23 protein-coding genes are annotated in these 23629 nt (G+C 67.1%); 14 read left to right on the top strand and 9 right to left on the bottom strand.

Annotated features, from left to right (window positions below; all coding sequences use genetic code 11):
* Positions 1 to 4: 4 nt before the first annotated feature.
* Positions 5 to 982, bottom strand: a complete 978-nt coding sequence (locus tag ABT392_RS02545; protein WP_395386727.1) for a LysR family transcriptional regulator — start codon at positions 980 to 982, stop codon at positions 5 to 7.
* A 71-nt stretch (positions 983 to 1053) separates the two neighbouring features.
* Between ABT392_RS02545 and xdhA the strand changes: the two genes are divergently transcribed.
* From xdhA to ABT392_RS02530, 3 genes are read left to right on the top strand one after another with little or no spacing between them, the layout of a single operon-like run.
* Positions 1054 to 2592: a xanthine dehydrogenase small subunit gene (gene xdhA / locus ABT392_RS02540; RefSeq protein WP_395386728.1), complete on the top strand. Its 1539-nt coding sequence runs from the start codon at positions 1054 to 1056 to the stop codon at positions 2590 to 2592.
* Complete coding sequence (gene xdhB, locus ABT392_RS02535) at positions 2589 to 4910, top strand: xanthine dehydrogenase molybdopterin binding subunit (RefSeq protein WP_395386729.1); 2322 nt, start codon at positions 2589 to 2591, stop codon at positions 4908 to 4910. The genes xdhA and xdhB overlap by 4 nt, the downstream gene beginning before the upstream one ends.
* A gap of 28 nt (positions 4911 to 4938) precedes the next feature.
* Positions 4939 to 6093 carry an extracellular catalytic domain type 1 short-chain-length polyhydroxyalkanoate depolymerase gene (locus ABT392_RS02530; protein ID WP_395386730.1) on the top strand — a complete coding sequence of 385 codons (1155 nt, stop codon included), beginning with the start codon at positions 4939 to 4941 and terminating at the stop codon, positions 6091 to 6093.
* Here ABT392_RS02530 and ABT392_RS02525 read toward each other — a convergent pair.
* The 7 genes from ABT392_RS02525 to ABT392_RS02495 form a co-directional block, all read right to left on the bottom strand.
* On the bottom strand, positions 5998 to 6486 hold the full coding sequence (locus tag ABT392_RS02525; RefSeq protein WP_395386731.1) for a copper chaperone PCu(A)C: 489 nt from the start codon (positions 6484 to 6486) through the stop codon (positions 5998 to 6000). The two genes, ABT392_RS02530 and ABT392_RS02525, sit on opposite strands and share 96 nt — an antisense overlap.
* A 45-nt stretch (positions 6487 to 6531) precedes the next feature.
* The gene (locus ABT392_RS02520) at positions 6532 to 7104 is read right to left on the bottom strand and encodes an SCO family protein (protein ID WP_395386732.1); all 573 of its coding nucleotides are present in this window, start codon (positions 7102 to 7104) and stop codon (positions 6532 to 6534) included.
* Positions 7105 to 8646 (bottom strand): PepSY domain-containing protein, encoded by a 1542-nt coding sequence (locus ABT392_RS02515; RefSeq protein WP_464970897.1) that lies wholly within the window; start codon positions 8644 to 8646, stop codon positions 7105 to 7107.
* An 11-nt stretch (positions 8647 to 8657) separates the two neighbouring features.
* Entirely contained in the window at positions 8658 to 10817 is a 2160-nt protein-coding gene (locus tag ABT392_RS02510) for a TonB-dependent receptor (protein WP_464970896.1), read from the bottom strand.
* Positions 10818 to 10930: 113 nt separating this feature from the next.
* The gene (locus ABT392_RS02505) at positions 10931 to 11149 is read right to left on the bottom strand and encodes a hypothetical protein (protein ID WP_334278537.1); all 219 of its coding nucleotides are present in this window, start codon (positions 11147 to 11149) and stop codon (positions 10931 to 10933) included.
* Between the two features lie 107 nt (positions 11150 to 11256).
* Complete coding sequence (locus tag ABT392_RS02500; protein ID WP_334278536.1) at positions 11257 to 11652, bottom strand: DUF2946 domain-containing protein; 396 nt, start codon at positions 11650 to 11652, stop codon at positions 11257 to 11259.
* A gap of 202 nt (positions 11653 to 11854) precedes the next feature.
* The gene (locus ABT392_RS02495; RefSeq protein WP_464970895.1) at positions 11855 to 12793 is read right to left on the bottom strand and encodes a hypothetical protein; all 939 of its coding nucleotides are present in this window, start codon (positions 12791 to 12793) and stop codon (positions 11855 to 11857) included.
* Here ABT392_RS02495 and ABT392_RS02490 point away from each other — a divergent pair.
* Entirely contained in the window at positions 12792 to 13142 is a 351-nt protein-coding gene (locus ABT392_RS02490) for a DUF1428 domain-containing protein (protein ID WP_395386737.1), read from the top strand. The genes ABT392_RS02495 and ABT392_RS02490 overlap by 2 nt on opposite strands.
* 36 nt (positions 13143 to 13178) lie before the next feature.
* Here the strand turns inward: ABT392_RS02490 and truD are convergent, their stop codons facing one another.
* Positions 13179 to 14216, bottom strand: coding sequence for a tRNA pseudouridine(13) synthase TruD (gene truD, locus ABT392_RS02485; RefSeq protein ID WP_395386738.1), 1038 nt, complete (start codon positions 14214 to 14216; stop codon positions 13179 to 13181).
* A gap of 213 nt (positions 14217 to 14429) precedes the next feature.
* On the opposite strand from truD, the gene ABT392_RS02480 reads away from it, so the two are divergent.
* From ABT392_RS02480 to ABT392_RS02435, 10 genes are all read left to right on the top strand, one after another.
* Positions 14430 to 15035, top strand: coding sequence for a TetR/AcrR family transcriptional regulator (locus ABT392_RS02480; protein ID WP_334278532.1), 606 nt, complete (start codon positions 14430 to 14432; stop codon positions 15033 to 15035).
* 113 nt (positions 15036 to 15148) lie between these two features.
* Positions 15149 to 16150, top strand: coding sequence for an NADP-dependent oxidoreductase (locus ABT392_RS02475; protein WP_334278531.1), 1002 nt, complete (start codon positions 15149 to 15151; stop codon positions 16148 to 16150).
* Positions 16151 to 16248: 98 nt separating this feature from the next.
* Positions 16249 to 16953: an SDR family oxidoreductase gene (locus ABT392_RS02470; RefSeq protein WP_334278530.1), complete on the top strand. Its 705-nt coding sequence runs from the start codon at positions 16249 to 16251 to the stop codon at positions 16951 to 16953.
* Between the two features lie 41 nt (positions 16954 to 16994).
* The gene (locus tag ABT392_RS02465) at positions 16995 to 18071 is read left to right on the top strand and encodes an alkene reductase (protein WP_395386739.1); all 1077 of its coding nucleotides are present in this window, start codon (positions 16995 to 16997) and stop codon (positions 18069 to 18071) included.
* Between the two features lie 14 nt (positions 18072 to 18085).
* A complete protein-coding gene (locus ABT392_RS02460; protein WP_334278528.1) occupies positions 18086 to 19054 on the top strand; it encodes an alpha/beta fold hydrolase in 969 nt (322 codons plus the stop codon).
* Positions 19055 to 19094: 40 nt separating this feature from the next.
* Positions 19095 to 19940, top strand: a complete 846-nt coding sequence (locus ABT392_RS02455; RefSeq protein WP_395386740.1) for an alpha/beta fold hydrolase — start codon at positions 19095 to 19097, stop codon at positions 19938 to 19940.
* Positions 19941 to 19983: 43 nt separating this feature from the next.
* Positions 19984 to 20382, top strand: a complete 399-nt coding sequence (locus tag ABT392_RS02450; protein WP_395386741.1) for a helicase — start codon at positions 19984 to 19986, stop codon at positions 20380 to 20382.
* 24 nt (positions 20383 to 20406) lie between these two features.
* Entirely contained in the window at positions 20407 to 21675 is a 1269-nt protein-coding gene (locus tag ABT392_RS02445; protein WP_395386742.1) for an NADH:flavin oxidoreductase/NADH oxidase family protein, read from the top strand.
* 271 nt (positions 21676 to 21946) lie between these two features.
* The gene (locus tag ABT392_RS02440; protein ID WP_395386743.1) at positions 21947 to 22990 is read left to right on the top strand and encodes an alpha/beta hydrolase family protein; all 1044 of its coding nucleotides are present in this window, start codon (positions 21947 to 21949) and stop codon (positions 22988 to 22990) included.
* Entirely contained in the window at positions 22977 to 23612 is a 636-nt protein-coding gene (locus tag ABT392_RS02435; protein WP_395386744.1) for a peptidoglycan recognition protein family protein, read from the top strand. Before ABT392_RS02440 ends, ABT392_RS02435 begins: the two co-directional genes overlap by 14 nt.
* Positions 23613 to 23629: the final 17 nt, after the last annotated feature.

The raw sequence follows: 23629 nt of genomic DNA, 5'->3' as shown, positions 1-23629 counted from the left end.
TCGTTCAGTCGCGCACCCGCGCGGCCAGCGGCGCACGGGCCACCAGGCTGCGCGCCACTTCGCGCACCTGTTCGCGCAGCCAGCGCATCGCGGCGGACTGGTGGGTCAGTTCATGCCAGAGCTGGTAGTAAGCCATGGGCGGAAAGGCCACCGGGCAGCGCAGGACCTTGACCGGCAAGTGGTCCAGATAGCGGGAGCAGAACAGGCGGCCGGTGGTCAGCACCAGCAGGCTGTCGGCCACCATCTGCGGCAGTTGCCCGAAATACGCCGAGCGCACCGAAATCTGGCGCGTGAGCCCGAGGCTGGCCAGGTGCTGGTCGATCACGCCGGGCAGACCAGCGCCCAGGGGCATTGGCGCCAGGTGCTGGCAGGCCAGGTATTTCTCGACCGTCAGGCCGCGGCCATTGGCCTTGGCGAGCGGATGTTTCTCGCTGACCAGGCACACCACCTCGTCGCTGAGCAGGCGGCCCAGGTGCAGCTCGGCCGGTGGCTCCAGCCAGTTGCCTATCACCAGGTCTACCTCGCCCCGGGCCAGGCTGGCGCGGTAGTCGTATTCGGCCGAAAGGGGCTGCAGGTCCAGCTGCACGCCGGGTGAGAGCCGCTGCAGATGCGCTACCAGCTCGGGCAGGAACAGCGGGTCGAGATAGTCACTGGCAGCAACCCTCAGCCGCAGCGAGGCGGTGGAAGGATCGAAGCCACTCTTGCGGCGGCGCTCGCCGAACAGCTCGTCGGCATCCTGCAAAAGTCGCTCGGCCGGCGCCAGCAGCTCCAGCGCCGTGGCCGTGGGCGCCATGCCAGCACCGCTGCGCACCAGCAGCGCGTCTCCGGTGAGCGCGCGCAGCCGTTTCAGCTGGGCGCTGACGGCGGGCTGGGTCATGTGCAGTCGCATCGCGGCCCGGGAGACGCTGCGCTCGGTGATCACGGTATGCAGGACACGGACGAGTTGAAGCTCGATCTTGTCGAAAGCGGAGCGCAGGCTCATACCAGTTCGTTCATGTCAACCATGATCGAGATGGTATAGCCAGAGCTTGCGCTTGGCGTTAAGGTCGCGCGATGAATTCTGTTGAGCCTCGCGCGATCCACTTCTTCCATCGCGGCGCCATCCAGTCGGTGGCAAGCCTGCCAACCACCACCACGGTGCTGCAGTACCTGCGCGACCATGCCCATTGCACCGGCACCAAGGAAGGCTGCGCCGAGGGCGACTGCGGCGCCTGCACGGTGCTGGTCGGCGAACTGGACGCCCAGGGCGAGCTGCAGCTCTCCAACGTCAATGCCTGCACACAGTTCCTGCCCACGCTGGATGGCAAGGCACTCCTGACGGTCGAAGACCTGGGCGGCCCCGAGAACCTGAGCCCGGTGCAGCAGGCCCTGGTGGAGTGCCACGGCTCGCAATGCGGCTTCTGCACGCCCGGCTTCGTGATGACGCTGCAGGCCTGCTACGAACGCCACGGTGAAGCCGGCACCCGCCCCAGCCGCCAGGAGCTGGCCGACGATCTGGCCGGCAACCTCTGCCGTTGCACCGGCTACCGGCCCATCCTCGATGCCGGTGAGCGCATGTTCGAGCTGCCGGCCCGGCATCTGCAGCGAGCGCCGATTGCGGCTGCGCTGAAGTCGCTGCAGGTCAGCCCTGGCCTCCACTATGAAGCGCCGAACCCGGCCTTTGCTGGTCGCATCGACAGCTTCGATGCGCCACGCACGGTCGCCGAACTGGCCGCCTTGCGTGAAGCCAAGCCGCAGGCGCGCTTGCTCGCCGGTTCAACCGATATAGGCCTCTGGATGAACAAGCAGTTCCGCGATGTCGGCGACCTGATCCATGTCGGCGCTGTTGCAGAGTTGCGGGCGATCCGGCCCGAACCCTTCGACGATCGGCCGGGTCTGTGGATAGGTGCCGCTGCAACGCTGGAAGAAGGCTGGTCCGCCATCACCGAGGCCATACCGGCCTACCGCGAGCTGTGGCTGCGCTTTGCCTCACCGCCGGTGCGCCAGGCCGGCACGCTGGGCGGCAACGTTGCCAACGGCTCTCCCATCGGGGACGCAGCGCCGGCCTTGATGGCCCTGGGCGCCAAGGTGATCCTGCGCAAGGGAGAACAGCAACGCGCCCTGCTGCTGGAGGACTTCTATCTCGACTACATGAAGAACGCGCTGCAGCCGGGCGAATTCCTCGAAGCCATCCATCTGCCGCTGCCCGATGCCCACACGACAGTGCGCGGCTACAAGATCGCCAAGCGCTACGACAGCGACATCTCGGCCGTCTGCGCCGGTTTGTCACTCACGGTTGATCCGGCCACCCGCGAGGTGCATGCGGCCCGCTTCGCCTTTGGCGGCATGGCGGCCACGGTGCGGCGCGCGGCGCAGGCCGAATGCGCGGTTGTCGGCCAGGCCTGGAGCGAAGCCACGGCGCGCGCGGCCGCTGAAGCATTGACGCGCGACTTCACCCCACTCTCCGACATGCGCGCCAGCGCGGCCTATCGCATGAAGGTGGCGCAAAACCTGTTCCAGCGCCTGTGGCTGGAGACCCGGCCCGAGCTGGCACTGGCGCCAAGACATGCCAGCGTCTGGCAGGCCGTTTCGTTTGATCGGAGCCCGGCATGAACAAGCCGATCGATCTCCCGCAAGTGGTGGGCCGCAGCCAGGCCCACGAATCCGCGGCCCTGCATGTCAGTGGGCAGGCCAGCTACACCGACGACATCGCCGAAGTGCAAGGCACTTTGCATGCGGCGCTGGGCCTCTCGCCCGTCGCTCACGGCAAGCTGCTGGGCATCGACATCGAGCTGTTGAAGCAGCAGCCCGGCGTGGTGGCCGTGCTGACGGCCGAAGACATCGCGGGCGAGAACAACTGCGGCCCCCTGATCCATGACGACCCCATCCTCGCCGATGGCGACCTGCGCTACCTCGGCCAGCCGGTGTTCGCCATCGTCGCGACCGACCGCGAGTTGGCGCGGCGTGCAGCGAGCCTCGCCAGGTCGGCCATCAGGTACGAGGCGCTGGAGCCGGTTCTGACCGCCAGGACAGCGCACGCACTCGGGCAGTACGTGCTGCCGCCGATGCACCTGAACCGCGGCGATGCCGAGGCTGCGATTGCCACGGCACCGCACCGCCTGCAAGGCGAATGGGCGGTCGGTGGCCAGGAGCAGTTCTATCTGGAGGGCCAGATCAGCTATGCCCTGCCACAGGACGGCCAGGCACTGCTAGTTCATTGCTCGACCCAGCATCCGAGCGAAATGCAGCAGCTCATCGCGCACGCGCTGCATTGGCAGGCGCATCAGGTGCAGGTGCAGTGCCGGCGCATGGGTGGCGGCTTCGGCGGCAAGGAATCGCAGTCAGCCCTGTTCGCCTGCGTGGCGGCCATCGCCGCGATGCGGCTCCGCCGCCCGGTGAAGCTGCGGCTGGACCGCGATGACGACTTCATGATCACCGGCCGCCGCCACGGCTTCGACTACAGCTGGGAGGTGGGCTACGACGACGAAGGCCACATTCTTGGCGCGGAGGTCGATCTGATTTCCAACGCCGGCCATTCGGCCGACCTGTCGGCGCCGGTGATGGCGCGCGCGCTGTGCCATTTCGACAATGCTTACTGGCTGCCCAATGTCTCGCTGCACGGCTTCTGCGCCAAGACGAACACGCAGAGCAACACCGCCTTCCGCGGCTTCGGCGGGCCGCAGGGTGCACTGGCCATCGAGATGATCATGGACTCCGTGGCGCGCCGACTCGGGCTGGACCCCCTGCTCGTGCGCCAGCGCAACTTCTACAGCGCCGAGGGTGGCCGCGATGTGGCGCCTTATGGCCAGCAGGTCGAAGACATCCTGGCGCAGCCGCTGACCGATCAGTTGATCGCCAGCAGCGACTACCACGCCCGTCGCGCCGAGATCGCTGCCTTCAATGCGACAAGCCCGGTCTTGAAGAAGGGCCTGGCGCTCACGCCGGTGAAGTTCGGCATCTCGTTCAACGTGGTGCACCTGAACCAGGCCGGCGCCCTCGTGCATGTCTACACCGATGGCTCGGTGCTGGTGAATCACGGCGGCACCGAGATGGGCCAGGGGCTCAACACCAAGGTGGCCCAGGTGGTGGCGCATGAGCTGGGCATCGCCTTCGAGCAGGTGCGCTGCTCGGCCACAGACACGAGCAAGGTCGCCAACACATCGGCCACAGCGGCTTCCACGGGAACGGACCTCAACGGCCGAGCCGCGCAAGACGCGGCGCGCAAGATCAAGCTGCGTCTGGCCGAGCTGGCAGCGCAGCTGCTGGACTGTCCATTGGCAGAGCTGCAGTTCAGCGGCGGCCAGGTGCATGGCGGCGGCAGTGCCATCAGCTTCAACGAACTGGTGAGCAAGGCCTACCTGCAGCGCATCCAGCTCTGGAGCGATGGCTTCTACGCCACGCCCGGCCTGCACTGGGACCGCGCCAAGCTGAAGGGCCACCCCTTCTACTACTACGCCTGGGGCGCCGCCGTGGCCGAAGTGCTGGTGGACACGTTGACGGGAGAGAGCCGGGTCGTGCGTGCCGACGTGCTGCATGACGCCGGCCAGTCGCTGAACCCGGCGCTGGACATCGGCCAGGTCGAGGGCGCCTTCGTGCAGGGCATGGGCTGGCTGACCATGGAAGAGTTGGTTTGGCATCCCAGGACCGGCGCGCTCAGCACCCACGCGCCGAGCACCTACAAGATTCCTACAGCCAACGACAGCCCGCCCGACTTCCGTGTCGCACTGTTCGACCACCCGAACCATGCCGACAGCATCCACCGCTCCAAGGCCCTGGGCGAGCCGCCACTCTTGCTGCCCTTCTCGGTGCTGATGGCGATCAAGGATGCGGTGGCGAGCTGCGGCGGCAGGTATTGCGACCCGGCTCTGCGTGCGCCGGCTACAGCGCAAGCCGTGCTGGATGCGTTGACAGTCCTTACCCCAGCAGCCTGATCGCAGCGGCGCCGATACCATCGACAGCATGCGTGCATACACCCTGCTCCTTCCGCTGCTGATGCTTGTCGTCGGCAACACTGCCCTGGCCCAGGACGGCAGCTTGCGCGAGAGGCTGCGCGAGCGAATGCAGAACCGGCAGGCGGACAAGCAAGCGACTGAAACACGCTCGCCGACAAGCGCCCTGACCGCCGGCACACACACGCTCAGCCTGCAGCACGCAGGCGCCCAGCGCACCTACATCGTCCACATTCCAAGATCGCTACCCGCCACTCAGGCCGCGCCCTTGCTCGTGGCCCTGCACGGCGGCGGCGGCAATATGCGATTCCAGGCAGACGACGAGAACTATGGGCTGATCACGAAGTCGGAGCAGGCCGGCTTCATCGCCGTCTTCCCGAACGGCTACAGCCGCATGCCCGGTGGCGGCCTCGCCACCTGGAATGCCGGCAACTGCTGCGCCCAGGCGCGCGACAAGGGCAGCGACGACGTCGGCTTCATCCGCGCCCTGCTGGCCGATGTGCAGCAGCGCGCCAGCATCGACCCGCAGCGCATCTATGCCACCGGCATGTCCAACGGCGGCATGATGGCCCACCGCCTCGCCTGCGAGGCCACGGACCTGTTCGCCGCCATCGCCAGCGTGGCCGGCACCGACAACACGCGCAGCTGCAAGCCCTCGCGCCCCATCCCCGTGCTCATCATCCATGCCCGCAACGACGACCACGTGCTGTACGAGGGCGGCGCCGGCGACAAGGCCTTCAAGGACAAGTCGCAGGTCACCGACTTCACCTCCGTGCCCGAGACCGCGCGGCGCTGGATGCAGCGCAACCAGTGCAGCGCCAGTGCACCGGCCGAGATCACGCTGCAGGTGCAAGGCGCCCGCTGCGAGCGCCATGTCGCAGCCTGCGCAAACAGCGCTGTGGTGGAGGTTTGCACCACCGAGACCGGCGGCCATTCCTGGCCGGGCGCCGGCAAGGTGCGGCGCGGCAAGGAAGGCGCCTCGCAGGCGCTGTCGGCCAACGACCGGATGTGGGACTTCTTCCATCCAGTCAGTGGGCCGCAAAGACTAGGCGGCCCACCGCCCGCGCCCTCAGTGCTTGTGCTCGGCCGCCTGCTCCGGCTTCCTGGCGGCGGCATTGATAGCACGGACCTCGGCGCTCACCTCCACCGTCTGGCGCTTGCCTGACTTGTCTTCGAAAACCAGCGACAGCGGCAGCTTGCTGCCCGCAGTCATCGCCTGCGTGAGGCCCATCAGCATCACGTGATAACCCCCCGGCTTGAGCTCGACCGTCTTGCCGGCCGGCAGGTCAAGGGCCTGGATTTGGCGCATCTTCATCACGCTGCCTTCCATGGCCATCTCATGCACCTCGACCATGGGCACGGCCGGCGAGCTGGCCGAGACCAGGCGCAGGTCGGACGCAGCGGTCAGCTTCATGAAGGCACCGGTGGCCTTCTGCTGCGCCACCGTGGCGCGCACCCAGGCGTCCTGCACCTGGACTTGCGCTTGAGCTGCCAGCGAGCACAGCGAGGCCGCCAGGGCCAGCAGCGCGAGTCGGGTCTTGTTCTGGGTCATCATCATCAACTCCTTCAATGAACAGTGGTGGGAACGGGATAGTGAATCGGCTCAGGTGGCGAGCAGCAGGCGCACATCGTCGGCCACCTCGGCCGCGGGCGCCTCGTGTTTGATCAACACACGCAGCCGCCCTTGCGGATCAAATACGTAGCTCTGCGTCGAGTGGTCCATGGTGTAGCTGGCGCCGGTGGGCACTTTCTTGTAGTAGATCTTGAACTCCGCCGCCGTGTAGGCGGTGCGGTCGGCATTGGCATACAGGCCGAGAAAGCTCGGATGGAAGGCCGCCGTGTAGGCCCGCAGCAGCTCGGATGTGTCGCGCTCCGGGTCTATGGTCATGAACAGCACCTGCAAGCGCTCGGCTTGATCGCCAAGCAGCTCGCGCACCGCCGCTGCGCGGGTCAGCGCCGTGGGGCAGATATCCGGGCATTGCGTGAAACCGAAGAACAGCAGCACGGCTTGGCCGCGAAAGTCCGCCAACCTGACCTTGCGGCCATCGGCCGCCATCACCTCGAAGTCACGGCCGTAGGGCGCGCCTGTCATGTCGATGCCATGAAAGCGCGGGCCGTCGCGCTGACAGGCTGCCAGCGGCGCAGCGAGCAGCGAGAGCACGTGGCGGCGGCGCATTCAGTGCCCCTTTGGGTGCGCGGCCTGCGCATCCATCTTCACGAGACGGTCACCGCCACGCACGGCGACGCGCCAGGGGCCCTTGTGCCGCAGCCGCCGCCAGCCCAGCACCACGCCGGTGAGCGAGAGGGCGAGGCCGGCCAGGCTGAAGCCCAGCATCCAGGCGTCCCAGGCGGGACGGGCGTTGAGGAACTGCGGCAGGTCGAAGCTGTGCAGGAAGGCGAACAGCCAGCGCTCGCTGCGCTGGTGGGCATTGCTGAGCTGCACGATGGCACCGGTGGCCGGGTCGATCACGACCCAATGCGATTGCGCGTCGTCCAGGCGCAGGCGCAGGGCCGGCAGCGGCCGCTCGCGCTGGCCGGTCATCGTGTGGTGGTCGCGGCCGTAGTAGTAGGTGTCGAACTCGCGCAGCCATTGCTGCTCGACCACGCGGGCGCCGGGCAGCAGGCGCTCGGCCGTGGCCACCAGGCTGGCGGTGGGCCAGTCGGGCAGACGCCGGCCTTGTGCATCGACGATGAACTGGCCAGCAACGGTCTGCACCAGCACCACCGGCTGGCCCGCCACGCGGCGCCACTCGAGGCTGCGCGGCTGCTCGCCGTCGGTGGCCAGCTGCGTGAGCACGGTGGCCGCCGAGGGCGCCTCGGCCGCGTTCAGCGGGCCGCCCGCAAAGGCGATGCGGTCGGGCTTGGGCCCGGGCGCCTCGAACACTTTCCAGGGGTTCATCGAGAACAGGCCGCTCAGCACCCAGGTCAGCGCCAGCAGGCCGCCGACCAGGCCGAGGATGTGATGCCAGCGCGCCAGCACCCCGCGATAGGGCGAGCGCGAGCCGCTCTTGTAGCGGCCCCTGAAACGCCAGCGCCAGATACCGACGACCAGGCCGCTCAGGCCCAGCACGCCGCCGGCCACCGACAGCCAGATCACGATGTCGGTCCACCAGGCGTTCAGCGCCCCGCCCCGGAAGATGTAGAGCCAGTGCAGCCAGGCGCCGACCCAGCCCCAGCTGCGCTCGGTGAACGTGGCGTCGCGCACCACCTCACCGGTCGTGCTGCTGACGTAGAGCCAGCGCCGCTCTTCGTCCTCCACCGCTAGGCGATAGAGCGGCCGATGGCCATCGAGCGCGCGCGAATGGGTCCAGGCGTCTTCGTCATCCTGACCCATCAGGCTGACCGCCGAGCCCTGCGCGAAATGCGAGGCCGAGCGCAGGGCATCGTCCGGGCTCACCGCAGCGATGCGCTGGCCGGTGCGTGCATCGACCGCCACATGACGCTTGCGCCCGTCGCTGAACAGGTAGCGCGGTTGGCCGGCCACGCTGCTCAGCCGCCACTGGCTGGCCTTCTCGAAGCCTGAGGCCTTCAGCGCCTCGGGCAGCGGCACGCAGCAGCCCGCCGACTGCAACACCGGCAGGCCACGCAGTTGCTCCTCCGGTGTGAGCTTGGGATAGCCCACATAGAGCATCACCATGCCCGAGAGGAACCACAGAGCCATCACCAGGCACAGCGCGATGCCGGCCCAGCGGTGCAGCAGATAGAGCCATCGCTTCATGGCCATCATGTTCAAAAGCGCAGGTCCAGCGCGGCGCTGACGCTGCGCGGCGCGCCCATATAGGGCAGGCTGCTGCTCAGGCTCGCGACGTAGCGCTTGTCGGTGGCGTTGTCGACGCGGACGCGGGCGCTGATCTGCGGCGTGAGGCGCAGCACGGCGCTGAAGCCGAGGAGTTGGTAGCCCTCGTCCCAGACCGTATTGGCGGTGTTGGCATAGCGCTTGCCGACGTAGCGCCAGTCGGCGCCCAGCGTCAGTGCCTCGCTCGGGCGCCAGTCGGCCGTCAGGCCGGCCACGACGGCGGGCACGTTGGCAGGCTGGTTGCCGGCCCGCGACACGGTGCTGGTGCCGACCGTCTCGACGAAGTTGTCGTAGCGCGCGCGGGTGTAGCTCCACTGCGTACCCAGCGTCCATTGCGCGCTGCTGCGCCATTGCGCGCTGAGTTCCACGCCTTGGCTGCTCTGCGCGCCCACCGGGATGACCTTGGTGCGGTCGTTGGGGTCGGTGATGGAGAGGTTCTTGCGCGTGATGTCGTAGAGCGCGAGCGTGGCCCAGCCGCGGCCCTGGTCGAAGCCGAGCTTGCTGCCGAGTTCCACCTGCCGTCCCTTGGTCAGGTCGAAATCGCGTAGCGCGCTGAAGCCGGCCGTGGCGAGCAGGCCCGACGGCGGATCGGCGGCCGTGCTGGCCTGGGCGTAAACCTGCCAGTCCTTGGACAGGTCCTTCACCAGGCCGAGGCGGCCGGTCACCGGCTTGAACTGCGTGCTGAACAGGGCCGGGTTGGTAGTCGTGACCGCGCGGTGGTTGCGCACGTCCAGCCCGATGCGGTCGGCCCGCAGCGCGCTGACCAGGGCCCAGCCCTCGCCCAGCTCAGTGCGGTTCTCCGCAAACAGGGCGACCGTGTGCAGCAGGTTGGTGGCGCCCGGCGTGTAGGTCTTGCTGACGCCCGGCGTCTGCAGGAAGAAGGTGTCGCGCGGGGTGTAGGGGTCGGTCAGGTCGAAGGGGCCGTTGACCGAGAGGGGGAAGCGGGTCTGCTCGTTGTAGCTCCAGTCCCAGCCCAGGGCGAAGTCTGAGCGCCGGCCGGCGATCTTTGTCGCATGGCTCAGCTCGGCGCGGCTGCCGATGACCTGCTGGTCATGGCGCTGCAAGAGCGCGCTGGAGCGCTCGACCTGCGTGTTGTTGTTCTTGAAGGTGTAGACCTCGACGTTGTCGTAGTCGCGCAGCGCTTCGTAGTGGTACAGCGTGTGCGTGAAGCGGGTCTGTGGCGAGAGCTGCCAATCCAGCAGCGAGCGTGCCCAGGTCACGTCCTGCTCGTAGCGAGCATCGATCACGTTGTAGTTCTTGCCGTAGGTGCCGGAGTCAAAGGCGAGCTGGCCGCTGACGCTGCCGTCGGCCGCGCGCAGCATCGGCGTGCCCCAGTAGGGCTGCGTGACCTTTTCATGCTGGCGCTCGACGGCCAGCGTGTGCGTGAGGCCGGTAGCCAGCGGCAAGCGCCAGGAGGCCGAGGCCTGCCAGGCGTCGCGGTCGCGGCCCTGAGTCCAGAACGCCCCGCTGCTGCGGTTCAGCTCCACACGTAGCACCGAGCCGGCGAGGCTGCGCTGCAGGCTGGCGGCGGCCTGCGACTTGTCGCCCACGCCCAGCCACAGGCGGGAAATGTCGCCGCTGGTGTCAGCGATCTTGGTGATCACGTTGATCGTGCCGCCCACGGCGCCCGAGCCGTTCAGGAAGCTCGAGGGGCCTCCGAGGGCCTCCAGGCGTTCGACGATCCAGCTGTCCACCGGCCGCGCGGCAATGGCGTCGTACTGCACGCTGATGCCGTTGTAGAGCTGGGCCAGCGAGCCCGATCCAAAGCCTCGATAAAACACGCTGCCGGCGGAGCCCGGTGGGTCGGCGAAGACCACGCCGGGCACGCTCTTCAAAATGTCCTGCGTGTTGGCGGCGCCGCGCAGTTCGATGGTCTCGCGGTCGATCACGGTCAGGCTGGCGGGCGTTTCCTTCAGGCTCAAGGCGAGGCGTGAGCTGCTGGCGGCCTTGGTGTAGCGGTCGCTCGCGGCGGCCGTACCGCTGACGGTCACACGGTCAAGCTGGCTGGGCTCGGCGCTGCCAGCGGTCTGGGCGAAGGCGCTCGTGGCCAGCAAGGAGATCAGGGCCAGGGAAATGGGGGTCAGGGCTTGCATCTTGGGCATCTGGGGTCTTGTCATCGGGAACAGAAAACACGAAGCAGGCCCGCGGAAGCGGAGGCGCTCGGGGCATGCTTGAACGGGTGGCTGGGCTGGCCGAGCCCAGCGGGCTAGGTGGCGAGGTCCGGCGCGGCCGAGGGCGCGCGCTGCTCGAGCAGGCAGCGCTGGCAGGCGTCGAGGCCCGGCGTGGCGGGCTTCGCGACACGGGTGGCACCGGTCAGCGTGAGCATGGCGGCCAGGGCGGCCGACACGATCACGGCCGGGCCGAGCAAGGCGCGGCGCGCCGAAGCGACTTCCTGCCAGTAGAAGTCATGGTCGATCAGGGACATGGTGAGACTCCGTGAGGCCCGCGCGCCAGCAGAAGCTGGCGGCGCAGACGAACGAGGAAATGACGCTGGCGGCGCAGGTGTGCGCGCTCAGCGACCGTCGTCGGGACTCAGGAGCTCAGCGGAGGGGCACGCGGCTGGGCGGTGGCCCAGGCATGCAGGGTGCGCGGGGCGAGCAGGAAGAGCTCGGGCACCTCGAAAGTCAGCGGCAGCAAGGCCGGCTCGGCCGTCGCCGCAGGCGGCAGGCCTAGCACGTCTACATGCAGGGCGCAGTAAGGGCAGTGGCCGTAGACATGCAGGCCAGAATCGGCCGGGCCCGGCTTGGCACGCGTCTCGCCATCGGCGATGCGCACCAGCTTGGCGCCGGTGACCGAGCAGATCTCGGTCCAGCCGTCCGGCACATCGCTTTGCACGGCATGCGAGATCGCAGGCGCGAGCGCGGTCAACAGGATGGCACAACAGGCCAGCCAGGAGATCAACGCACGCAGGGAGCGACTCAGACGCATGGCGGCATTCTAGTCATGGCTCAAAGTCGGGCTGTTGACCAACGTCAGGCGATCATCTTGATCATCTTGAATTGGCTCGGGGAACAAGATCCCAAGACCGCCCGGCCCTGCACATCCCCCCCCCCCGCCCTCGCTCAACGAAATGGTGCTGGGCAAGAAGGCAGCCATCGCGGCCTGGAGCCACCAAGTAGTAGTGGCTGGCTCAGTCGGGAATGCAGGTTGCGAAGGGGTTGTCGATCGTGCCGCCGAGGTAGTAGCCCGGTGGGCAGGTGTAGATGGTTCGGCCCTTGACACTGCGGCGTTGAACCTCGGCCTGGCATGCGGGGCTGGCATTGCATTCGGCAATGATCCGTTGGCGCTCCCTCGCATGCAGGGCCAAGCTCTCAGCGACAGTCATCATGCCGGGGCTGGGCAGATTGCCGAATCGGATGTCGCCCACGCTCGAAACGTACTGGTACTTGCGCGTGCTGAAGCTGCAACCCTTGGGCGCCGGGTTCTGCCTGAAGGCGCGTTCGATATCGCTGGCCTTGCCCAGCAGCAGCGCAATGTCATCCTTCTTGCAAAACAGGATGCCGGCATCCACATCGGATTCGCACACCGGGCCGCGCCTCTCTGCCTTGAAGAAGGCCTTGGCGACGAACACCTTGGTGTAGAACTCTTCACTGTCAATGCAGCCCGGCTCCGTGGCCGATATGGGGAGCTTGGCTGCCGTGGCCTTGAGCATGATGAAGCGCTTGTTGCCGCATTGCGTACTGGTGGCCCGAACCGCTTGGGCCTGAACCCAGGTGGGGCTGTCTGCCCAGGCGGCGGAGCTTGCGGTGAACGCAGCAGCGCAGACGCTTGCTCCGATGAGCAGCGCTGGCATTCGGCACAAAGTCATCGCGAGCCTCCAATCAAACGGGGGCGTTGATCCTGTTGAACCTTTACTGGCCGGCACATCAAGCTGGGGCGCATGAATCGTCGCCATCGGCGGCTCCGAACAGTTCAGCGCGCCGCTGCCGAAGTCGCATGCCTTGAAATCATCCGCCATGATGGAATTCAAGCGATTCGATTCAGCGCGAGCGCTGCGAATGCAGGGAGACTGTACGCTGACAGCTCCCAGCCCCGTCTGCCATTCCATCAGTTCAAAGGAGAAAGCCATGGGCTACGTCGATGGATTCGTCGCTTCCGTTCCCACCGCCCGACGGGCCGACTTCGTGGCCCATGCGCAGGCCATGGGCCAGATGTTCAAGGAGCATGGGGCGATCAGCGTGGTGGACTGCTGGGGAGACGATGTGCCCGAAGGCAAACTCACATCCTTCCCGATGGCTGTCCAGTGCAAGCCGGACGAGACGGTCGTGTTCTCCTGGATCAACTGGCCTTCGCGTCAGACACGCGACGAGGCCTGGCAAAAGATGATGGCCGATCCGCGCATGCAGAACGCCGCCGAGCCACCCTTCGACGGCAAGCGGCTGATTTATGGTGGCTTTGCGGTCGTCTCTACCGTCTAGCTCAGCGGCGGAGCTCGACCGGGCGAGCAGGTACCGTCATTCGGCAGCCGCAGGCTCGCTTTCCGTGTGCCGGTCGGGCTCCGTGGTGCGGAGAATCTCGCCAAGAATGGACGTGGCATAGGTCCCGGCCGGCAGGGAAAAGTTCAGCACCAGCTGGTTGGCTTGCGGCCATTCCCACGACATGTCCACCGGGCTTGCCACCAGCGAACGACGCTCCTGGTCCAGGCCGGCATGCTCCATGCCATCGCACAACACGGCATGACGTTCAGCCACGCTGTTCTCCAGGGCCTGTGCTTGCTCGGTGGTGATGACGCGGCCCCGGCCCCAAAGCGGCCCGGTGGGCCGACCCGCCTCATCCATCACGTCACCGGGCAAGCTCTTGCCCCAGAGCCCCTGCTCGATTCGCAGCGCCAGCACTTCATTGAAGACAAAGGAGCGCACTGCCGACAGGTAGATGCCCTTCTTCTTCGGGTTGCGCACGCGGATCTCGCGCGCCAGCATGGCCCGTCCCTGCTCGACATTGCCACCATCAAAGCCAAATCGCTGGGCGCCGAAGTAGTTGGGCGCGCCCTGCGCCGCAACAGCCTGGAGATTGGCCTCGACGGCGGCCATGACTGCATTGGCACCGGCACCGGCGTCGCCGCTCAGGTCACGCAGCACGATGCGGAATCGATTGCCCTGCAGGTCACCGGGGCGCAGCTTCTTCACGTGCCGGCTCTGGCTCACCACCTTGAACTCCGGATGCTGAAGCTGGGTCAGGTCGAGCGCCTCGCCCTTCGGCCGATAGATGCTGAACCACTGACGGGTAATGGCGTAGCGGTCCTTGAGGCCGGCATAGCCCACGTCCCATTCCTGCACGCCGGCGGCCAGCGCCAGTTCCTGGGCGACGAAGGCGGTATTGGCGCCGTTCTTTTCGATCTCCAGCCAGATGTGTTCGCCCTCACCGCAGGGCTGCTGCAGCGGCAGTTCCGTCACGATGAAATCTTCGTTCAGCAACTTCAGCGTGGCGCTGGCGCCGCTGGCCGGATAGGCGTGGGGCCATTGCGGCAGGCTGGTGTGGTGGGCGTCGGTCATTGGGGGGCTGGCGATTGCAGCAGTAGTTTGCGGACAGGCTGTATAGCCACACTGGGCAAGCCCAGGCCGCGATTCTCTCCCCAGGCTGATGCCCGCCAGGTGTCAACAACAGCACCGCCACTGGAGCAGCACTGGATCGAAGGTCCGCGAAGCCCGAAGCCGCGTCATCGCGGTCTTGCCGTACAGCCCTTGCATCATCAGCTCGCGTGTCGTATGATGCGCATCATGCGTAAACCAACCATCAGCGCCCGAGCCGCAGCCAAGGAAGCGTCCCACGAGCGCATCGTGCAGGCTGCCGCACGCGCCATCCGGCGCAGCGGCTACGACGGCACCGGTGTGGCCGACATCATGAAGGAGGCGGGCCTGACGCATGGCGCCTTCTACGCCCACTTCGACTCCCGCGAGGCCATGCTCGCCGAGGCGGCGGACCGCGCAGGCGCGGAGTCCAACGATTTCGGTGCCCGTGTGGTTGCCGCCGCGCCCGCCGAGCAGGCGCTCCAGGCCCTGATGCAGGCCTACCTCTCCAAGGAACACCTCGCCGGTATCGAGACGGGTTGCCCGGTGGCGGCCCTCGGGTCCGAGATGCCGCGCCAAGCGCCTGAAGTGCGTCGTGCGGCCACCCGCCGCATCAAGGAAATGATCGATCTGGTCGCACGCCAGGCGCCGGATTGGGGACAGCCAGGCGCCCACGACCGCGCCTTGGTGACCGTGGCCACCATGGTGGGTACCCTGATGCTGGCCCGCGCGGTCGACGATGCTGCGTTGTCGGACTCGCTGTGCACGGCGGCCTTGAAGCGCCTGGATTCGTCTGGGGCGTGAGCGCATTGCCCCCTTTTTTTGCATTTATATATGATGATCATCATGCAAACATCCCTTTCAAGCGCCGCTGCTGGCTGGGGTTCTGAATCTGGCGGCAACAAGGAAATGCAGCAATGAAAGCCTTCATCGTTGATCGCTACAGCAAGAACCAGCCTCTGCGGGCTGGCGATGTGCCCGAGCCGGAACTGCGCCCCGACGAGGTCTTGATCCAGGTCCACGCGGCCGCCGTCAACCTGATCGACGTGAAGGTTCGCAACGGCGAGTTCAAGCTCATCCTGCCGTACCGCACCCCCTTCATCCTCGGGCACGACGTGGCCGGCGTGGTGGCTCGTGTCGGCCCCCGTGTCAGCCAGTTCAAGGTAGGCGACGCGGTCTATGCCCGGCCCCGCGACCTGCGCATCGGGACCTTCGCGGAATTCGTGGCGGCCAGTGAAGACACCGTGGCACTCAAGCCCCGGAACATCAGCATGGAGGAAGCCGCCTCCATCCCCTTGGTCGGCTTGACGGCATGGCAGGCCCTGGTCGAGAGGGCCCAACTCCGCAAGGGTCAGAAGGTCTTCATCCAGGCGGGCTCCGGCGGCGTCGGAACATTTGCGATCCAGCTGGCCAAGCACCTGGGCGCCACGGTGGCCACCACCACAAGCACGGGGAACGTCGCGCTGGTCAAGGGCCTGGGCGCCGATGTCGTCGTCGACTACAAGAAGGAAGCGTTCGAAGCGCAGCTGCGCGACTACGACGTGGTGCTGAACAGCCAGGACGAAAAGACATTGAAGAAGTCGCTGGGCGTGCTCAAGCCTGGCGGCCACCTCATCTCGATCTCCGGGCCGCCCGACCCGCAATTCGCCGAAGACAGCAAGGCCCCGTGGTTCGTCGCGCAGGTCATGCGCGCCCTCAGCTTCAGCGTTCGCCGCCTGGCCCAGCGCCTAAAGGTCCACTACAGCTTCCTGTTCATGAAGGGCAGCGGCAGCCAGCTGAAGCAGATCGCGCAGCTGATCGAGTCCGGCGCCATCCGCCCGGTGGTCGACAAGGTCTTCCCCTTCGAAGCCACCAACGAAGCCCTGGCCTATGTCGAAAGCGGCCGCGCCAAGGGCAAGGTCGTCATCAAGATTCGCTGAGTCCTTGATCCCTTGATCCCTTGGGGCCGACCGCCCTGGCACGCCCGTAAATATGACGACCGTCATACGAATACTCAACCCACTCTCAGGAGCCTCCCATGAACATTGAAAACGCCGTCGTCCTCGTCACCGGTGCCAATCGCGGCATCGGCCTCGCCTTTGCCCGCGAACTGCTGGCACGCGGCGCCCGCAAGGTCTACGCCGCCGCGCGCGACCCCGCCACCGTGAGCTTGCCGGGCGTCCAGGCCCTGAGGCTCGATGTCACCAAGCCCGAAGAAATCGCGGCTGCGGCACGGGAGGCGGCCGACGTGACCCTGGTCATCAACAACGCCGGGATTGCCCAGCCCGGCGGCTTTCTCGCCGAGGACAGCGAAGCGGTGGCCCGCCGCATCTTCGAAACCAACTTCTTCGGCGTGCTGAACATGAGCAAGGCCTTCGCGCCTGTGCTCAAGGCCAATGGCGGCGGCGCGCTGCTCAATGTGCTGTCCGTGGCCTCCTGGGTGAACGGCGGCGAGCTGGCCGCGTACTCGGCCAGCAAGTCGGCTGCCTGGGCCCTGACCAATGCCTTGCGCCACGAGCTGGCAGGCCAGAAGACCCAGGTGCTGGGCCTGCACATGGCCTATGTCGACACCGATCTCACGCGCGGCTTCGAGGTCGCGAAAAGCAGCGCTGAAGAAATCGTTCAGCGTGCCCTGGACGGCTTGGCGGCAGGCGCCGACGAGGTGCTGGCCGACGCACTCACCCAGCAGGTCAGGCAAGGCCTGACCGCGCCGCGCCCGGTCTACCTGCCCCAGGCTCAGTGATACGACGTCGTTCAACCCAGCCATCCACAAAAAAGCCCGACATGCTCTTCACCGCACTCTCCGCGCCCTCCCTGCCCTTGCGCAACCGCATCGTGATGGCCCCCATGACCCGAAGCCGCGCCGTCGAGCACAACATGCCGAACGCCCTGATGGCCGAGTACTACGGCCAACGGGCCACGGCCGGCCTGATCGTCACCGAGGGCACCTCGCCGTCGCCCGACGGCCTGGGCTATGCCCGGATTCCCGGCCTGTTCAACGCGGCTCATGTGCAGGCCTGGAAGATGGTGACGGACGCCGTGCATGCCAAGGGCGGCAAGATCTTCGTGCAACTGATGCACACCGGGCGCGTGGCCCACGTGGCCAACCTGCCCGCAGGTGCCGAGGTGGTCGGGCCGACCGGCGACGTATGCCCTGGCGAGATGCACACCGATACGCTGGGCATGCAGCCGCACAGTGCGCCCCGTGCCATGACGACGGACGACATCGACCACGCGGTGGCGGCGTACGCCCGGTCGGCACAATTGGCCATCGAGGCCGGGTTCGACGGTGTCGAACTGCACGCGGCCAACGGCTACCTGATCGAGCAGTTCCTGAATGCCAACGTGAACCGACGCAGCGATGCGTATGGAGTGGGGATCCAGGGCCGCAACCGCTTCGCGCTGGAAGTTGTGCGTGCCACCGTGGCCGCCATTGGGGCAGACCGCGTGGGCATTCGCCTGTCGCCCTACGGTGTGTTCAACGGCACCGGCGCCTACCCCGATGTCGAGGCGCAATACGAGGCCCTCACCGAAGCCTTGGCACAGGTCGGCATCCTGTACGTCCACCTGCTGGACCACTCCGCCATGGGTGCCCCTCCGGTGCCCGCCGAACTGAAGCTGCGCCTGCGCAGCACGTTCAAGGGGGTGTTCATCCTGGCCGGCGGCTTCGACCGGGCCGGTGCCGAGCGAGCGCTCGAGGCCGGCCACGCCGACCTGATCGCCTTTGCCCGCCACTTCATCGCCAACCCCGATCTGGTGGCGCGGATGCAGGCCGAGGCAGCACTCAACCCCTTGGACATGGCGACGTTCTACACGCCAGGCCCCAAGGGCTACACCGACTACCCCACGCTCGAAGCCTGAGCCCGGAGACCCTCATGAAACGCCTGTTCAGCACAATCGCCCTGGGCCTCGCCCTGTCCACGACCCTGCACCCTCTCATGGCGGGCGCAGCGGAACCCGCCGCAGCGGATGCGGCCGCAAGCCAGCCGTCGACGGATCAAAAGTCCGAGCTGTCGTGGAAGACCGTGCCGACCCAGACCGTCACTGCCGGTGGCGTGGACTACACCTACCGCGAGATGGGCCAGCAGCACGGCGGCACACCGGTGGTGTTCCTGGTGCATCTGGCCGCCGTGCTGGACAACTGGGATCCGCGCGTCATGGACGGCATCGCTGCCAAGCACCATGTCATCGCCTTCAACAACCGCGGCATCGGCGCCAGCAGCGGCAAGCCAGCGGATTCGATCGAGCAGATGGCCGAAGACGCCCTGCGCTTCATCAAGGCCAAAGGCTTGCAGCAGGTGGACCTGCTGGGCTTCTCGATGGGCGGCATGATCGCCCAGGAGATCGTGCTCAAGGAGCCGCAACTCGTGCGCAAGATGGTGCTGGCCGGCACCGGCCCGGCCGGCGGCGAGGGCATCAGCTCGGTGGCGGGCGTGACCTTCTACGACATGCTGCGCGGCTTCTTCACGGGCCAGGACCCCAAGCAGTTCCTGTTCTTCACGCGCACGCCCGGCGGCATCGAGGCCGGCAAGGCCTTCCTGGCGCGCTTGCAGGAGCGCGGCGAGAACCGTGACAAGGAAATCACCAACAGCGCCTTCTTCGCGCAACTGGGGGCGCTGCGCGCCTGGGGAAAGAAGGCCCCGGCCGATCTGTCGGTGGTCAAGCAGCCGGTGCTGGTGGTCAATGGCGACAACGACCGCATGGTGCCCACGGTCAACTCACACGACCTGGCGCGGCGGCTGCCGAACAGCCAGCTGATCATCTACCCTGATGCCGGTCATGGCGGCGCCTTCCAGTTCCATGCCGACTTCGTGCGCAGCACGCTGGAATTCCTGGCCCGCTGAAACCGTGCCGCAGCCCGCCAGCCATCACCCGGACGCCGCCATGAGCCACACCCATCTCACCGCCCCCACCCGCTTTGTCGAGGTGGAGGGCGAGCGCCTCGCCTACCGCCGCTGGGGCAATGCCGCCACGGGCCAGCCGCCGCTGTTTTTCCTCCAGCACTACCGCGGTGGCATGGATCACTGGGACCCACTGATGACCGACGGCCTGGCCGCCGGACGCGAGGTGATCCTGTTCAACGGTCGCGGCGTTGCTTCGTCCAGCGGGACGCCGCGCAAGCGCATCGAGCACATGGCCGATGACGCGGCGGCGGCGATACGTGCCCTGGGGCTGCACCGCGTGGACCTGCTGGGCTTTTCGCTCGGCGGCTTCCAGGCCTTGGACCTGACCTGGCGCCACCCGGACCTGGTGCGCAAGCTGATGCTGCTGGGCACCGGGCCGCGCGGTGGCGACCCGGCACTGGAGCAGCGCGTGCTGAGTACCGCCGTCAATCCGGTGCCCACCGTCGACGACTTTGCCTACCTGTTCTTTGGCCGCTCAGCGCAGGCTCAGCAGGCCGCGCGAGACTTCTGGGCGCGGCGCCACCAGCGGGTGGACCAGGACCCACCGTCTTCAGCCGAGGTGGCCAGCGCCCAGATCGAAGCCAATCTGCACTACCTGCCCCGGCTCCAGGAGGACGATCCCTTTGCCTACCTGCGCGGCATCCGGCAACCCACCTTCATCCTCAACGGCGTGAACGACGTGATGGTGGCCACCGTCAACTCCTTCTACATGGCGCGCAACCTGCCCAACGCGCAGCTGTTCGTCTACCCCGACGCCGGCCACGCCGCGCAGTTCCAGTGCCCGCAGCGCTTCCTGCAGCACGCCCTGCAGTTCCTGGCCGAGTGAGGGCCAGCGTCGCCGTCTCCACCCTCTTTGACGATTGCCCGCCATGCTCAAGTTCAAGTTCCTGCTGTGGCTCTTCGCCCAGCTGCTGCAACGCAAGATTCGCAGCGACGCTGACTGCGCGCGCTATGTCGGCGCCAAGAAGCTGACTTTCCAGATCCGCACGGCCTCGGGTGCGGGTCGCACCTACCTGATCGAGCGCGGCACCGTGCGCTCCACTGCTGGCCTGAGCGAGAAACCCAACTTCACGCTGAGCTTTTCAAGCGCGGCCAAGGGCTTCGAGATCCTCTCGGCCAAGGACGCTCAGCCGGCCTTCCTGCGCGGTGTGGGCAGCCAGGATCTGGCGATCAGCGGCGACTTCCGCGAGGTGCTGTGGTTCCAGGGCCTGACCGCCTTCCTGCAGCCGCCCCGGGTGATCGCGCCCTGGGACCGCAGCCCCTTCTGACCTCCTCCACGAAGAGAACACGCCGTGCCAAAGACCTCCCATCCCGCCCGCCGGCTGCTGGCCCAGCCCCTGACCCTGCCCAACGGCACGGTACTGCGCAACCGGCTGGCCAAGGCCGCCATGAGCGAGACGCTCGCCACCTACGACAACCGGCCGACGCCCGCCCTTGTCGCCCTCTACCAGCGCTGGTCCGCCTCGGGCCTGGGCCTGATCGTGACCGGCAATGTGATGGTCGACCGGCGCGCCTTGGGCGAGCCCGGCAATGTCGCCATCGAAGACGAGTCGGACCTCGGCATGCTGACGCAATGGGCCCAGGCCGCCACCAGCCGCGGCGCCGCGATCTGGGCCCAGCTCAACCATCCAGGCAAGCAATCCACCAAGGGGCTCAACGCCTACAACATCGCGCCCTCCGCCGTGCCATTCCGGGAAGACATGGCCGCCTTCTTCGAGACGCCGCGCGAGGCGACGCAGGAAGAGATCGCCGACGTGATCCGCCGCTTCGGCCGCAGCGCGGCGGTGTGCAAGCGCGCCGGCTTCAGCGGCGTGCAGATCCACGGCGCCCATGGCTACCTGGTCAACCAGTTCCTCTCACCCCGGCACAACCAGCGCGAGGACGCATGGGGCGGCACGCCCGAGAAGCGCCGCCGCTTCGTGATGGCGGTCTATGCCGAGGTGCGCCGCCAGGTCGGCCCTGGGTTTCCGGTCGGCATCAAGCTCAACTCGGCCGACTTCCAGCGCGGCGGCTTCACCGAGGAGGAGTCGCTGGACACCATCCGCGCCCTCGCCGAGGCGGGCATCGACTTGATCGAGATCTCGGGCGGCACCTACGAAGCGCCCGCGATGAACGGCGCCCACCACGAACCCCAGACTGCGTCGACCGCATCGCGCGAGGCCTATTTCCTGAGCTTTGCAGAGAAGGTGCGTGCCGCAGTGGCTGTGCCGCTGATGGTGACCGGCGGCTTCCGCACTGCCGCCGGCATGGAGGCCGCCCTGGCCTCAGGCGCGCTGGACGTCGTCGGTCTGGCGCGCTTGCTTGCAATCGACCCCGACGCGCCGGCCGCCTTGCTGCAGGGGCGTGACAGCCCGCAGCAGGTGCATGCCATCCGGACCGGGCTGAAGGCGATTGATCGCCTGGGCATCATGGAGGTGCTCTGGTACGAGCGCCAGCTCAAGCGAATTGCCAAGGGCGCCGAGCCCCGCCCTGGCGAGAGCGGCCTGGCGGCCTTTCTCAAGTCGGCCTTGGGCAGCGGCTGGGGCACCTGGCGCACGCGGCGCCTGCGGGCGAGCGCCTGATCGACGGTGAACCACAAGGACGCGAGAAGCTGCCCGAGGTGATCGACCGGCGCAAGCTGTCCGAGCCGGGCGCGCCGATTGGCAAGGAACGTTGGGCCGGTGCCAGCGAATCGGGAGATCCACCGCCCCACCGCGTCGATCACAGCCGGCAGCGAGCATCGCCAATGCGACGCCAACTTGCCCACAGCGCACAAGCCCGCCTACCGGACTGTCCGTTGCCGCAGACGCTGTCATAGACTGGCGGCCGCCCTTGATGGATGGAGCCCGCCCCATGTCTGCAAACCTCACCAGGAAGACCGTCCTGGCCCTCGCGCTCAGCGTTGTCGGCCTCGCCGCACAGGCCCAGCAAGCAACCGAAGCCGACCGCCTGAAAGCGCTCGAATCCCAGGTCGAAGCCCTGAAATGGGACCTCGACGAGGCCCGCAAGATCGCCGAAGACACGCAGCTGTTCCTGCGCCTGCAGGACGTGGCCGTGGCCGACAAGGTGATCCTCGCCGGCAAGCCCAATCCGAAGGCCAAGGAACGCTACGGCATCAAGAACGAGCGCCACCCGATCCGCATCTACTGCTACACCTTCCTGCCCAAGAACGCTCCCAAGGGCAAGGCCCTCCCGGCCATCGTCCTCACCCACGGCGGCGTGCATGGTGATTTCGGCACCTACTACCTGCACCTGGTGCGCGAGATACTGGAGCGTGGCTATGCGGTGGTCGCGCCCGAGTACCGTGGCTCCACCGGCTATGGCAAGGGCATGTACGAGAGCATCGACTACGGCGGCCTGGAGAACGACGACGTGGTCAGCTGCCGCGACTGGGCGGTGGATGAATTGCCGATCGACGGCAAGCGCGTGGCCGCCGTCGGCTGGAGCCATGGCGGCATGATTTCCCTGATGGCCGGCTTCGACCATCCGGACAAGTTCGCCGCCATCTATGCCGGCGTTCCGGTGTCCGACCTGATCACGCGGCTGGGCTACCACGAGCAGAGCTACACGGCCGAGTTCGCCGCGAAGTACCACATCGGCAAGGCACCGGTGGACGCCGTGGACGAGTACCGCCGCCGCAGCCCGATCTGGAATGTCAGCAAGCTCAAGATCCCGCTGATGGTGACCAGCACCACCAACGACCGCGACGTGAACGTGGTCGAGGTGGAGCAGCTGATCATTCACCTGAAGGCGGCCGGCAAGACCTTCGAGAGCCATATCGAGAAGGACGCCCCAGGCGGCCACAGCTGGGACCGCATCGACACCAGCTTCGCCCGCAAGGCGCGGCTGCGCATGTATGACTTCCTCGACAAGAGCCTCGGCAATGCAAAGCGCTGAACGCCGCCATCTGCTGCTGGCCGGAGCCTTGAGCCTGCTCGGCGCGGGCGCGCTCACGGCCTGCGCCAGCAAGCCCTACGTTGTGCCGGCACCGGCCATCATTCCGGGTGAGGCCTGGGGCAGCGTGCCCATGCCCAATACAGGCTCGGCGCAGACCATCACCCACATCACCTTGCACCACCAGGGCGAAACCTGGAACCCGGCGCGCGACCCGGCCGAGTACCTGCCCAAGTTGCAGAGCTGGTCACGCACCACCCGTCGCTGGGCCGATATTCCCTACCACTATGTGATCTCGCCGAATGGCCGCATCTACGCGGCGCGGTCCGAAAGCATCGCCGGTGAAACCAACACGGAATATGACCCGCGCGGCCATCTTCTGATCATGGTGCTGGGCAATTTCGAAGAGGTGGAGCCGACGCCGCAGGCGCTTGCAGCCGTGGCTGAATTGATGGCATGGTCGGCGCAGCGGCTGAAGCTGGGCGTCGATTCAATCGCCACGCACAAGGACCACAGCAAGCAGACGGTCTGCCCAGGCAAGCACCTGTACCGCCATGTGCAAAGCGGCTGGCTGAAGAACGCGGTTGCGGCACGGATGGCCGGCCAGCCTTTGCCGCCGACCTGATCTGCCGCTACCGCGGC

The organism is Paucibacter sp. JuS9 (assembly GCF_044043925.2).
Classification (GTDB): domain Bacteria; phylum Pseudomonadota; class Gammaproteobacteria; order Burkholderiales; family Burkholderiaceae_C; genus JAUASW01.
Note: the sequence above shows the minus strand (reverse complement) of the source record. Positions and strands in the feature narration are given on the sequence as shown.